Here is a 13,205-nt window from a genome sequence, read left to right as displayed (position 1 = left end):
GTTCCGCCAAGGTCTGTGCCGGCGGCGTGGGGCGGTGTTTAGGGCTTGGGCCGCAGGGCTGCAAGCGGAAAAATCGCCCGGGCAGGAAGTTTTTTCCGCCGCCTTTCAGCCAACCGGCGCGGCATCGTCGAGGCGCAGGCGCACCCGCTCGCGACCGCCCCATTGCGACAGCTCCAGCCTGCCGGCCAAGTGGAAGCGGCGACCCTTCGCGCCCAGCAAGGCCGGGCCCAGCGGGCCGGTCATCGCGCCCCAGGCCACCGCCTCGATCACCGGGCTGCCGGCGCTGCGGAAGCGCAGGCGCAGGTGGCTGTCGCCCATGGTGCTGGCGCTGTCGATCAGCTGGTCGGCAAAGGCGAAACGCGGCGCCGGCGCCGCCTGGCCGAAGGGGCCGGCCCGGTCCAGCATCTGCATCAGCTCGACCGTGGCGCCGGCCGGGTCCAACAGCCCCGAGATGCGCAACTCGCCCGCGCCGCTGCGCGCGGCCATCTCGCGCGACAAAAGCTGCGCCAACCGCTCCATCGCGGCGGGAAGCAGGGCCTCCTCCACCGTCAGCCCGGCCGCCATGGCATGGCCGCCGCCCTTCAGCAGCAGCCCCTCGGCCGCCAGGCGCTGCACGGCGCGGCCCAGGTCGACGCCCGGGACCGAGCGCGCCGAGCCCTTGCCGATGCCGCCCTCGATGCCGATCACGACCGAGGGCAGGTTGGTCGCCTCTTTCATCCGCGCGGCAACGATGCCGACCACGCCCGGATGCCAGCCCTGGCCGGCGGCCCAGGCCAGTGTCTCGGCGCCGCGCGCCTCGACCTGGGCCAGCGCCTCGCCACGCACGGCGGCCTCGATGGCGCGGCGGTCGCGGTTCAACGCGTCCAGTTCCGCCGCCAGGCGCTGCGCCAGGGCGGCATCGGTGCAGGACAGGCATTGCGCCCCCAGGTCGGCCTGCCCGACACGGCCGCCGGCGTTGATCCGCGGCCCCAGCAGGAAGCCCAGGTGAAAGGCGTTCGGCGCCGAATCGAGCCGCGCCACATCCGACAGCGCCACCAGGCCGGGCCGCTCGCGCCGGGCCATGATCAGCAGCCCCTGGCGCACGAAGGCCCGGTTGACCCCGACCAGCGGCGCCACATCGGCCACCGTCGCCAGCGCCACCAGGTCCAGAAGCGGGATCAGGTCGGGCGCCGCATGGCCCGCGGCACGCAGCAGGCTGTTGCAGCGCACCAGCGTCAGGAAGACGACGCCCGCGGCGCAGAGATGGCCCAGGGCGCCGTCCTCGTCGGCGCGGTTGGGGTTCACCACGGCCAGGACCGGCGGCAGCGTCTCGCCGCCTTGGTGGTGGTCCAGCACGATCACGTCGCAGGTGGCGGCGGCCAGCGCCTCGTGGCTCAGCGTGCCGCAGTCGACGCAGACGATCAGGTCGTGGCTTTGCGACAGCGCGGCGATGGCCGGGGCGTTCGGGCCGTAACCCTCGTCGATGCGGTCGGGAATATAAAGCGTCGCATCGCGGCCCTGGCGGCGCAGCCAGTCGATCAGCAACGCGGCCGAGGCGCCGCCGTCCACGTCGTAATCGGCAAAGACGGCGATGCGCTGGCCGGACAGGGCGGCGGCGGTGATGCGTTCGGCCGCCTTGTCCATGTCGCGCAGCCGCAGCGGGTCGGGCAGCAGGTCGCGCAGCTTGGGGTCCAGATAGGCCTGCGCCTCATGCGCCGGCACGCCGCGCTCGGCCAGAACGCGGCTGACGGGCAGGGGCAGGCGGCTGTCCTGCGCCAGCGCTTCGGCCGCACGCTCCAGGCTGGTCTCGGGGCCGCGCCACGACCGGCCGGTCAGCGAGGCGGTGACGGAAAGGAAGGCGGGCGAAAGCAAAGCGGTCATGCGGGCTTCATCCCCCATGACCGCCCGCTGTTCAAGATGCCGCCCGCTTACTTGACCGGGTTGCGATAGATCATGCGCCGCACCGAGCCGGTCTTCGAGCGCATCAGGATGGTCTCGGTCTGCAGATAGTTCGGCTCGCGCTTGACGCCGGCCACGATCGAGCCGTTGGTGACGCCGGTGGCGGCGAAGATCACGTCGGCGGTGACCAGCTCGTCGCGCGAATAGATCCGGTCCAGGTCGGTGATGCCGGCCTTCTTGGCGCGGCCCTTCTCGTCCTCGTTGCGAAACAAGAGCTTGCCCCACATCTGCCCGCCCATGCATTTCAGCGCGCTGGCCGCCAGCACGCCCTCGGGCGCGCCGCCCGAGCCCATGTACATGTCGATGCCGGTCAGCTCCGCCTCGGCGCAATGGATCACACCGGCCACGTCGCCGTCGGTGATCAGCCGGATCGCGGCGCCGGTCGAGCGGACCTCGGCGATCAATTCCTCGTGGCGCGGACGCTCGAGGATGCAGACGGTGATGTCGCTGTCCTTGACGCCCCGCGCATTGGCCAGCGCCCGCACGCGCTCGGCCGGCGCCATGTCAAGGCTGACCACGTCCTTGGCATAGCCCGGACCGATGGCGAGTTTCTCCATATAGACGTCGGGGGCATGCAGCAGCGTGCCGCGCGGCGCCATGGCGATCACGGTCAGCGCGTTCGGCATGTCCTTGGCGGTCAGCGTGGTGCCCTCCAGCGGGTCCAGCGCGATGTCCACCTCGGGACCGTCGCCGGAGCCGACCTCCTCGCCGATATAGAGCATCGGCGCCTCGTCGCGCTCGCCCTCGCCGATGACCACGACGCCCTTGATGTCGAGCATGTTGAGCTGCTCGCGCATGGCGTTGACGGCGGCCTGGTCCGCGGCCTTCTCGTCGCCGCGGCCGATCAGCCGGGCCGAGGCATGGGCGGCCGCCTCGCTGACCCGGGCGAGGCCCAGCGACAGCATCCGGTCATTGAAATCCTTGGCCGAGCTCATACGGAAATTCCTTGTGTGTCTGATCGTGTTTCTGATCCCGGGGGGCTTCTACGCCCGCGACCTGCACCGGGCAAGACTGCGCGCGCTAACGGCTCAGCTTTCGGCAAGCTCCAGCGCCAAGGCGTGGATGCGCGGCACGATATCGCCCAGGGCGGCATGCACCAGCCGATGGCGGGCGACATGGCCCAGCCCGGCGAAGGCGGGGCTGGCCATGCGGATGCGGAAATGCGTCTCGCCGCCCTCGCGCCAGCCGCCATGGCCGCGATGGCTCTCGCTTTCGTCCAGGATCTCCAGCCGCGAGGGGGCGAGCCCCGCCAGTTTCTCGCGCATCTCGTCGGCAATCATCCGCATCACCCCTTTCATGTCCCGCGAAATAGCCTAAACTGCCTGTCCCGTTCAGGACAAGGCAGTCAGATGAGCAACAGCGACCCGTTCGGCTTCGACATATCCGCCGCTTCCGACAAGAAGAAGCGTTCCAAGGGCCGGCGCGGCATGTCCGGCGCCTTCGAAACCTCGCGGCGGGTCTGCGACAAGGAAGGCTGCAACGAGCCCGGCCAGTACCGCGCGCCGAAATCGCCGCGCGCGCTGGACGACTACTATTGGTTCTGCAAGGACCATGTGCGCGAATACAACCTGAACTGGAACTATTTCCAGGGCCAGTCCGAGGCCGAGTTCCAGGAGTTCCTCGACAATGCCACGGTCTGGGAGCGCCCGACCAAACCCTTCGGCCGCGCGGCGCAAGAGCAGAAATGGGCCCGCCACGGCATCGACGACCCGCTGGAGATCCTGGGCGCCAACGGCACCAATCCCGAGGTCCGCAAGGCGGCCAGCCGCAAGCTGCCGCCGACGGAACGCAAGGCGCTCGAGATCCTCGAGGCGCGCGACACTTGGACCCGCACCGAGATTCGCAAGCAATACAAATCCCTGGTCAAGGATCTTCACCCCGACATGAACGGCGGTGACCGCTCGGACGAGGATCGGCTGCAAGAAGTGGTCTGGGCCTGGGACCAGATCAAGGACAGCCGCAGCTTCAAGGATTGAAGAAGAGGGGGCTTTGCCCCCCGCGCGTTCCGCGCTCCCCCCAGGATATTTGCCCAAGAAAGAAATTCACGGGGACGCAAAAACCTGCGGCCCTTTCTTTCTTGTTGAAATATCCCACGGGGGTCCGGGGGTGTGAAACCCCCGGCGCGGCCTTACAACTCGCGTCTCAGCGCATCGGCGAGATCGGTGCGTTCCCAGGAGAACCCGCCATCGGCTTCGGGCGCGCGGCCGAAATGGCCGTAGGCGGCGGTGCGGCGATAGATCGGGCGGCATAGCTCCAGATGTTCGCGGATGCCGCGCGGGGTCAGGTCCATGGCGCGGGCGATGGCGCGTTCGATCTCGGCCTCGGGGACGTCCGAGGTGCCGAAGGTGTCGGCATAGATCGACAGCGGCTTCGCCACGCCGATGGCATAGGAAAGCTGGATTACGCAACGCCGTGCCAGCCCGGCCGCGACGACGTTCTTGGCCAGGTAGCGCGCGGCATAGGCGGCCGAGCGGTCGACCTTGGTCGGGTCCTTGCCCGAGAAGGCGCCGCCGCCGTGCGGCGCCGCGCCACCATAGGTGTCGACGATGATCTTGCGTCCGGTCAGGCCGGCGTCGCCGTCGGGGCCGCCGATGACGAAGGTGCCGGTCGGGTTCACCCACCATTCGGTGCGCTCGGTCAACCAGTCGGCGGGCAGGACCTCGCGGATATAGGGCTCGACGATGGCGCGGATGTCGTCCGATGTCTGCGCCTCGTCCTTGTGCTGGTGCGAGAGCACCAGGCTGGTCACCTCGACCGGCTTGCCGTTCTCGTAGCGCAGCGACAGCTGGGATTTCGCATCCGGGCCCAGCATCGGTTCGGCGCCGGATTTGCGGGCCTCGGCCAGGCGGCGCAGGATGGCATGGGCATATTGGATCGGCGCCGGCATCAGTTCGGGCGTCTCGTCCACGGCATAGCCGAACATGATGCCCTGGTCGCCGGCGCCGTCGCGGTCGACGCCCTGGCTGATATGGGCGGATTGCTCGTGCAGGTAATTGTGGACGTGGCAGGTGTTCCAGTGGAACTTTTCCTGCTCGTAGCCGATGTCGTGGATGGTGTCGCGGGCGATCTGCGTCACCCGGCCCATGTATTCGCCCAGCTTCTTCTGGTCGGTCAGGCCGATCTCGCCGCCGATCACCACGGTGCCGGTGGTGGCGAAGGCCTCGCAGGCGACGCGGGCGGCCGGGTCCTCGGCCAGGAGCGCGTCCAGCACCGCGTCGGAAATCTGGTCGCACAATTTGTCGGGATGCCCCTCGGATACGGATTCCGAGGTGAACACGTAGTTCTGTCTGGCCATGAAGGTGCTCCGTTGAATGACGCCGCCACGCCAGGAAGCCGTTGTGGCGGTCAACGCTCAGCGATAGATCACGCCCCGGTTGCCGTCAACCGTGCTGATGACGCCGCCGCGCGGCCAGGGCCAGGGCCGCCAGCACCAGGGCCAGCGCCGGCCCGTCGCCCCAGCGCGCCCAGGGCGTGGGCGGCAGTGCGCCGGGCAGCGCCGCGTCGATGCGGCCGGCGCGGTTCAGCCCCAGCGTGGCGCGCAGACCGCCGCGGGCGTCGATGACCGCCGAGACGCCGGTGTTCGCCGCGCGCATCAGCGGCAAGCCGGATTCGATGGCGCGCAGCCGTGCCTGCGCCAGGTGCTGCCAGGGCCCCGAGAGCGCGCCGAACCAGGCGTCGTTCGTCACCTGCAGCAGCCAGGCCGGCCGCGTCTCGCCCGCGATCAGGTGGCGCGAGAAGATCGCCTCATAGCAGATCAGCGGCTGCATCCGGGGCAGGCCGGGCAGGTCGAGAAGCCGCGGGCCGGGACCGGCGGAATAGCCGAAACCGTGCTGCGCGGCGAAGGCCCGGACGCCGAAGCGCGCCATCAGGTCGCCCCAGGGGGTGTATTCGCCGAAGGGAACGAGGTGGAACTTGTCATAGACCGGGCCGATGCCGCGTGCCGAGAACTCGGTCAGGCTGTTGAAATAGCGCTGGCCTTCGCTGCGCTGGATGCCGAGGATCACCGGCGCGCCGGCGAAGCCGGCGATCTCCTGCGGCGCGGTGCCGGACTGGTCGAGCAGGAAGTTCACCGCCGTCTCGGGCCAGATCACCGCGTCGGGTGCCGGCCGGCCGGGCTCGCGGGCGGCGGAAAGGTCGAGGAGGCGGCGGAAGAAGACCTCGGACCAATAGGGGTCCCATTTCAGCGCCTGGGTGGCGTCGGGCTGGATCAGGCGCAGCTGGATGGCGGTGTCGGGCGGCAGCGGACGCGCGAGCCGTGCCAGGCCGGCGCTGAGGGCGGTTGCGATGACGAGCGCCGACAGGATCGTGCCCGGCACGGCCCCTCGCAGCTGCCGCGCGGGACCGCGCCAGAAGGCGAGCGGCAGCGCCGCCGCCAGCATAGTCAGGCCCGAGAGGCCGATGGCGCCGAATGTTGCCGCCAGTTGCGCGGCCGGGGTGCCGATCCAGACATGGCCGGTCAGCGTCCAGGGCAGGCCGGTGAAGATCCAGCCGCGCAGCCAATCCGACAGCACGATCAGCGCCGCAAAGACCAGCCCCTGCCGGGGAAAGCCCGGGGTCAGCCTTGCGGCGGCCCAGGCGGGCAGGGTCCAGAACAGTGCCGCGCCGGCCGCCATCAGCGCCAGGGCGAAGGGGGCCATCCAGCCATAGATCTCGGGTTCGACCAGGAAGGGCTCGACGATCCAGGACATGGCCAGCGCGAAATGGCCAAGACCGGCCGCGAAGGCGTGCCAGGCGGCGGGCCGCGGGCCGGGCGCGCGGGCGATGCGCCAGCAAAGCGTGGCCAGCGCCAGCACGGTCAGCGGCCAGAGACCCCAGGGGGCCTGTCCCAGCGCCGCGCCGGCGCCAAGGATCAGGTCAAGCGCGAGCGCCGCCCAGGACGGGCGCCCCGGTCTTGCGGGGGTCGGCACGGCTGCCGCCGCCATGGCGCGCCTCAGGCGTCGGCCGCCGTATCGTCCGGGCTGGGGACGGTGTCGGCCTGCGGCGCCTCGGCTTCGGCCTCAGGCGCGGTCTCGGCCGGCGCCTCGGCGGGTTGGGCCTTGGCGCGGGACTTGCGCGGCGCGCGCGGCTTCGCGGGCTTCCTGGCCGGCTTCTCGGCGGCTTCGGCGGGCTCTTCGGCCGGGGCTGCGGTACTGTCCGGAGCCTCGGGGGCGGTTTCCGGCTCGGTCGCGGCGGCCTTGGCCTTGGTGGCGCGCGGCTTGCGCTGGCGCACCGGCTTTTCCGGCATTGCCGCTTCGGTCGAGGCCTCGGCCGCCGGCTGAGGCACGGCCTCAGGCGTCGCCTCGGTCACGGGCTCGGGCGCTGCCTCGGCGGGGGCCGGTTCGGCGGCGGCTTCGGGGGCCGCTTCCGGCGCGGGCTTGGCCTTGCGGCTGCGGCTGCGCTTGGGCTTTTCGGCCGGCGCGGGTGCCTCGGCGGCCGGGGTGGCCTCGGTCGCCGGGGCGGTTTCCGCCGGCACCGGCGCCAGATCCTCGGCCTCGACCACCGGGGTTTCCTCGGCCGGCTCCAGGAAGCCGGGGCGGAAGGTCCGGGTCATGAACTCGGGCATGTGATCGCCCATGCCCATCACCGGATGGCGGTCGGTGCGGCGATCCTCGCGGCGCTCGTGGCGGTCATGACCGCCGCGCTCGCCCCGGCGGTCGTCGCGCCGGTCGTCGCGACGCTCCTCGCGCGCGGGCCGATCGTGGCGGCGCTCGGGCTGGACGGGCGCCTCGGCGCGGGGTTCCGGCGCGGCGGCGCGCTGTTCGCTGTCGTCGCGGCGGCCGCGGCGTTCGCCGCGATCCCGATCCCGATCCCGCTCCCGGCCGCGCTCGCGCCGGGCGTTGCTCTCGCGGCCCGGGCGCGGGGCGTCCTGGGCGGCGGCCGAGAGGGTGAAGCCCTCGGGCAGGGGGGCGCGGGGCAGGCTCTGCTTGACCAGCGATTCGATGGCGGTCAGGTATTTCTCATCGGCGGGGGTGCCGATCGAGATCGCGGTGCCCTCGCGCCCGGCGCGGCCGGTGCGGCCGATGCGGTGGACATAATCCTCGGCATGGCTGGGCAGGTCGAAATTGATGACATGGCTGACCGCCGGAATGTCGAGCCCCCGCGCCGCCACGTCCGAGGCGACGAGGAAGCGCAGCGTGCCTTCGCGGAAGCCGTCCAGCGTCGCCATGCGGTGGCGCTGGTCCAGGTCGCCGTGGATCGGCGCGGCGTCGAAACCATGCGCCTTCAGCGACTTGGCGACGATATCCACGTCGGTCTTGCGGTTGCAGAAGATGATGGCGTTCTTCAGGCCCTCGCCCTCGGCCCGGATCAGGGCGCGGAGAAGCTCGCGCTTCTGCTTGGCGGCCTGGTCGCGGCGGGTCGGGGTGATCTCGACCAGCTTCTGGGTGATCGTCTCGCTGGTGGTGGCCTGGCGGGCGACCTCGATCCGTTCCGGCGAATGCAGGAAGGTGTCGGTGATGCGCTCGATCTCGGGTGCCATGGTGGCCGAGAAGAACAGCGTCTGCCGGGTGAAGGGCGTCAGCTGGAAGATGCGCTCGATGTCGGGGATGAAGCCCATGTCGAGCATGCGGTCGGCCTCGTCCACCACCATGATCTGCACGCCGGTCAGCAGAAGCTTGCCGCGCTCGAAATGGTCCAGAAGCCGGCCCGGGGTGGCGATCAGCACGTCGACGCCGCGGTCGATCAGCCGGTCCTGTTCGCCGAAACTCACGCCGCCGATCAGCAGCGCCTTGGTCAGCCGGGTGTGCTTGGCATAGATGTCGAAATTCTCGGCCACCTGGGCGGCCAGTTCGCGCGTCGGGCACAGCACCAGCGAACGCGGCATCCGGGCGCGGGCGCGGCCGCGGCCCAGGAGGGTAATCATGGGCAGGGTGAAGCTCGCCGTCTTGCCGGTGCCGGTCTGGGCGATGCCCAGCACGTCGCGGCCTTCCAGCGCGGGGGGAATCGCCCCGGCCTGGATCGGGGTCGGGGTTTCATACCCGGCCTCGGCAATGGCTTTCAGAACCTTGGGGTCCAGCTTCAGATCGGAAAACTTGGTCATTCAGGGCTTTCGTATAGCTGTGCGGGGAACATCCCGCACTTTTTGCGTCCATCGCCGACTGCCGGGAATTGGGGGCCGCGCGGCGGTTCGGGACGCAATTTCCGCACGCCCCTCGCCATGCCTGCCGGATGCAGACAGGCTGCACCTAGCCGAAAATCCGGGCTGCGTCAATCTGATGCGGGATCGCGGGCCGCGGCGGCGCGCGGTGCGCGCCCTGGCCGTGGTTGACGGCCCCCTTGGGCAGGCGCTATCCCGGCGCGATCTTACGGATGGAAGCCATGAACCTTTTCTCGGATATCCGCGCGCTGGTGATCGACGCGCTGGCGCAGATGGAACAGGCGGGGGAACTGCCCGCCGGTCTCGACACCGCCAATGTCACGGTCGAGCCGCCGCGCGATGCCGCGCATGGCGACATGGCGACCAATGCCGCGATGGTGCTGGCCAAGCCCGCCGGCAAGAAGCCGCGCGACATTGCCGAGGCCCTGGCCGCGCGGCTGGCCGCCGATCCGCGCATCACCGAGGCCCAGGTGGCGGGACCGGGCTTCCTGAACCTGCGCCTGGCGCCCGCCGAATGGCAGGCGGTGATCCGCGCCGCGCTGACCGAGGGCAAGGACTACGGCCGCTCGGACATGGGCCGAGGCCGCAAGGTCAACGTCGAATTCGTCAGCGCCAACCCGACCGGGCCGATGCATGTCGGCCACACCCGCGGCGCGGTCTTTGGCGATGCACTGGCGGCGCTGCTGGATTTCTCGGGCCATGATGTCACGCGCGAATATTACATCAACGATGGCGGCGCCCAGGTCGATGTGCTGGCGCGTTCCGCCTATGAGCGCTACCGCGAGGCGAACGGGCTGGAACCCGCGATCCGCGAGGGGCTCTATCCCGGCGACTACCTGATCCCGGTGGGCGAGGCGCTGAAGGCGAAATACGGCACCCGCCTGCTGGACCAGCCCGAAAGCGAATGGCTGGCCGAGATCCGCGACTTCGCCACCGAGGCGATGATGGAGATGATCCGCGCCGACCTGGCGCTGCTGAACGTCCACATGGACGTGTTCTCCAGCGAGAAGGCGCTTTACGGCACCGGCCGGATCGAGGCCGCCATCGACCGCCTGCGCCAGGCCGGGCTGATCTATGAGGGCGTGCTGGAGCCGCCCAAGGGCAAGACGCCCGAGGATTGGGAGCCGCGCGAGCAGACGCTCTTCCGCTCGACCGCGCATGGCGACGACGTGGACCGGCCGGTGAAGAAATCCGACGGCTCCTGGACCTATTTCGCGCCCGACATCGCCTATCACTGGGACAAGATCGACCGCGGCTTCGACGCGCTGATCGACGTCTTCGGCGCCGACCACGGCGGCTATGTCAAGCGCATGACGGCGGCGGTCGCGGCGCTGTCGAACGGCCGCGTGGCCCTGGACGTCAAGCTGATCCAGTTGGTCAGGCTGTTCAAGAACGGCGAGCCCTTCAAGATGTCCAAGCGCGCCGGCACCTTCGTCACCCTGCGCGACGTGGTCGAGCAGGCGGGCGCCGACGTGACCCGCTTCCACATGCTGACGCGCAAGAACGACGCGGCGCTGGATTTCGACTTCGACAAGGTGCTGGAGCAGTCCAAAGACAACCCGGTCTGGTACGTGCAATATGCCAGCGCGCGGGTGAACTCGGTCCTGAACAAGGCCGCCGGCATGGGCGTCGATACCGCGGACGCGGCGCTGGCGGCGGCGGATCTGTCGCGGCTGAGCCATCCGGCCGAGCTGGAGCTGGCGCGCAAAGTTGCAGAATGGCCACGCACGGTCGAGATCGCGGCCCGCGCCAACGAGCCGCACCGGATCGCGTTTTTCCTCTATGACATCGCCTCGGACCTGCATTCGCTGTGGAACCGCGGCAATGACGAGACCGCGCTGCGCTTCGTCCAGGACGGCGATCCGGCGGCGACGGCGGCGAAAATCGCGCTGGTGCGCGCCGTCGGCGTTGTCATTTCGGCCGGTCTTGGTATCTTGGGGGTGACTCCGGCCAAGGAAATGCGCTGACCAAAGGCGCCCTGTCGGGATCGAGCAGATAAACGAGCAGCGTCGGAACAACCGGCAGGCAGGCAGGAATGACGGTGGTAGATTTCCGCTCCTCGGGCGGGTTTGACGGGTCGCAGCCGCAACGGCTGGCGCATGACTATCCCTATGGCGAAACGCAGGAGCAGGACTGGCAGGACGACGGCTGGGATGCGCAGCACGACCATGCGCCGGCCGAATCGCCCTCGCTGCTGGGCCGGGTGTCGCGGCTGACGCATTACCTGGGGGCGCTGGTCTCGGTCGGGTTGATCGTGATCCTGGCGGTCTGGGGCTTCAAGCTGGTGGTGCGCGACGTCTCGGGCGTGCCGGTGATCCGCGCCGTCCAGGGCGAGGCCCGCACCGCGCCGGAGAACCCGGGCGGCGAGCTGACCGACCGCACCGGCCTGGCCGTGAACACCGTCGCCGCCGGGCAGGAGCCGAAGCGCGTCGACCAGGTCGCCATCGCCCCGCCGGCCACCCCGCTCGGGGCGGAGGACGTCGCCATGGGCGCGCTTGGCGCCACGGCCCAGGCCCCCTCGCACCCGGTCGAGCTGCCGCTGACCGACGACACGCCGCGCGTCATCGCCCGGCCGGACGGCGAAAGCAGCGAAGAGCCCGACATGGTTGCCGAGGCGGCGATCTCGGACGCGCCCGCCGCCTCGGAAGCGCCGGTGAACGAGGTCGTGACCGATCTCGCCGGCAACGAGACCCGCGACGTGGCGATCACCAATGCGCTGGCCGAGGCCGGTGCCGCGCCCGCCGTCGCCCCGGCCTCGGTCGCGGGCTCGCCCCGCCCGGCGCCGCGCCCGCGCCGGCTGGCCTCGGCCGCCGTGGTGACGAGCGACGCCGCACCGGCACCCGCCGCCGCGGCCGCCGTGACCGAAGCCAGGCCCGAAGACGCCCCCGCGCCGACCCCGGCGCCCGCCAAGGTCGCCTCGGGCGCCTCGCTGGTGCAGATCGGCGCCTTCGACAGCGACAAGCTGGCGCGCGGCGAATGGAACCGGGTGTCGAACAAGTTCGGTGCGCTTTTCGCCGGCAAGGGCATGGTCGTGCAGGAGCACAAGGCCAATGGCCGCAGCTTCTGGCGCCTGCGGGCCGCGGGCTTCGCCTCCAAGGACGAGGCGCGCCGTTTCTGCGCCGCGCTGATCGCCGAAGGCGTCGACTGCATCCCGGCCACGGCGAAGTAATGCCCTCGGCCACCATCCTTGGCGGCATCGCCGGCCCGGACCTCGACCGGGCCGAGCGCGATTTCTTCCGCGCGACCGACCCCTGGGGCTTCATCCTGTTCGGCCGCAACATCGACACGCCCGAGCGCCTGCGCCGGCTGACCGCCGACCTGCGCGAGGCCGTGGGCCGCGACGCGCCGGTGCTGATCGACCAGGAGGGCGGCCGCGTCCAACGCATGCGCGCGCCGCATTGGACCGACTGGCCGGCGCCGCTGGACCAGGCGGAACGCGGCGAGCGCGCCGTCTGGCTGCACCATCACCTGCTGGCGCTGGAGCTGCGTGCCGTTGGCATCGACGCCGATTGCGCCCCGGTGCTGGACATCGCCCGTCCCGAAACGCATCCGTTCCTGCGCAACCGCTGCCTTGGCACCGACGCCGCGACCGTGACCCGGCTGGGCCAGGCGGCGGCCGATGCCATGCTGGCGGCGGGCGTGCTGCCGGTCGTCAAGCACATGCCGGGCCACGGCCGGGCCCAGGTCGACAGCCACAAGAGCCTGCCGGTGGTCGATGCCACGCTGGCCGAGCTGGAGGCCACCGATTTCGCGCCCTTCCGCGCGCTGGCCGACCTGCCGATGGCGATGACCGCGCATATCCGCTTTACCGCCATCGACGATGCGCCGGCCACCGCCTCGCATACGGTGATCGGGCTGATCCGCCGCAGCATCGGCTTCGACGGGCTCCTGATGTCGGACGACATCGGCATGGAGGCGCTGTCGGGCAGCCCGGCCGAGCGCGCCTTGGCCGGCATCACCGCCGGCTGCGATCTGGTGCTGTCCTGCAACGAGACGCTGCCGCAGATGGAGAGCATCGTCGCCGCCGCAGGCCCGATGGGAACCGATGCCCTGCGGCGCGCCGATGCGGCGCTGGCCCTGCGCTGCATCCCGGCCGAGCAGGACATCGCCGCGCTGCGCGCCGAACTGGCGGCGCTTGGCGGGCTGCTGGCCTGAGCGGTTGACGAACTCCGCGCCATCGCCGATTCTGCCC

General features: G+C 70.6%; 9 protein-coding genes, 1 pseudogene and 1 riboswitch. Of the genes and pseudogenes, 4 read left to right on the top strand and 6 right to left on the bottom strand.

Going from position 1 to position 13,205, the window contains the following annotated elements:
• Nucleotides 1-105: 105 nt before the first annotated feature.
• The 3 genes from recJ to PARN5_RS0101695 all read right to left on the bottom strand — a co-directional run bounded on the left by recJ (nt 106) and on the right by PARN5_RS0101695 (nt 3,218).
• Nucleotides 106-1,860, bottom strand: coding sequence for a single-stranded-DNA-specific exonuclease RecJ (gene recJ / locus PARN5_RS0101705; RefSeq protein WP_017998075.1), 1,755 nt, complete (start codon nt 1,858-1,860; stop codon nt 106-108).
• Between the two features lie 47 nt (nt 1,861-1,907).
• Entirely contained in the window at nt 1,908-2,873 is a 966-nt protein-coding gene (gene glpX, locus PARN5_RS0101700; RefSeq protein ID WP_017998074.1) for a class II fructose-bisphosphatase, read from the bottom strand.
• 93 nt (nt 2,874-2,966) lie between these two features.
• Nucleotides 2,967-3,218 (bottom strand): BolA family protein, encoded by a 252-nt coding sequence (locus tag PARN5_RS0101695; RefSeq protein ID WP_026155100.1) that lies wholly within the window; start codon nt 3,216-3,218, stop codon nt 2,967-2,969.
• Between the two features lie 69 nt (nt 3,219-3,287).
• On the opposite strand from PARN5_RS0101695, the gene PARN5_RS0101690 reads away from it, so the two are divergent.
• Complete coding sequence (locus PARN5_RS0101690; RefSeq protein WP_017998072.1) at nt 3,288-3,914, top strand: J domain-containing protein; 627 nt, start codon at nt 3,288-3,290, stop codon at nt 3,912-3,914.
• A gap of 152 nt (nt 3,915-4,066) precedes the next feature.
• On the opposite strand, the gene metK is transcribed toward PARN5_RS0101690, so the two are convergent.
• The 3 genes and pseudogenes from metK to PARN5_RS0101675 form a co-directional block, all read right to left on the bottom strand.
• A complete protein-coding gene (gene metK, locus PARN5_RS0101685) occupies nt 4,067-5,233 on the bottom strand; it encodes a methionine adenosyltransferase (protein ID WP_017998071.1) in 1,167 nt (388 codons plus the stop codon).
• Between the two features lie 5 nt (nt 5,234-5,238).
• Nucleotides 5,239-5,286: riboswitch (SAM-SAH riboswitch) on the bottom strand.
• Between the two features lie 32 nt (nt 5,287-5,318).
• Nucleotides 5,319-6,860 (bottom strand): apolipoprotein N-acyltransferase, encoded by a 1,542-nt coding sequence (lnt, locus tag PARN5_RS21400; RefSeq protein ID WP_051070966.1) that lies wholly within the window; start codon nt 6,858-6,860, stop codon nt 5,319-5,321.
• A 536-nt stretch (nt 6,861-7,396) separates the two neighbouring features.
• Nucleotides 7,397-8,956 (bottom strand): annotated as a pseudogene (locus PARN5_RS0101675) (DEAD/DEAH box helicase); the annotation flags it as partial.
• Between the two features lie 278 nt (nt 8,957-9,234).
• Between PARN5_RS0101675 and argS the strand changes: the two are divergent.
• From argS to PARN5_RS0101660, 3 genes are all read left to right on the top strand, one after another.
• Nucleotides 9,235-10,980, top strand: a complete 1,746-nt coding sequence (gene argS / locus PARN5_RS0101670; RefSeq protein WP_017998068.1) for an arginine--tRNA ligase — start codon at nt 9,235-9,237, stop codon at nt 10,978-10,980.
• 68 nt (nt 10,981-11,048) lie between these two features.
• A complete protein-coding gene (locus tag PARN5_RS0101665; RefSeq protein WP_017998067.1) occupies nt 11,049-12,182 on the top strand; it encodes an SPOR domain-containing protein in 1,134 nt (377 codons plus the stop codon).
• Nucleotides 12,182-13,168 carry a glycoside hydrolase family 3 N-terminal domain-containing protein gene (locus PARN5_RS0101660; protein ID WP_017998066.1) on the top strand — a complete coding sequence of 329 codons (987 nt, stop codon included), beginning with the start codon at nt 12,182-12,184 and terminating at the stop codon, nt 13,166-13,168. Before PARN5_RS0101665 ends, PARN5_RS0101660 begins: the two co-directional genes overlap by 1 nt.
• Nucleotides 13,169-13,205: the final 37 nt, after the last annotated feature.

The sequence above is a fragment of the Paracoccus sp. N5 genome (assembly GCF_000371965.1).
In the GTDB taxonomy this organism is placed as follows: Bacteria; Pseudomonadota; Alphaproteobacteria; order Rhodobacterales; family Rhodobacteraceae; genus Paracoccus.
The sequence above is the reverse complement of the archived record's forward strand: the minus strand, read 5'-3'. Positions and strand labels throughout refer to the sequence as shown.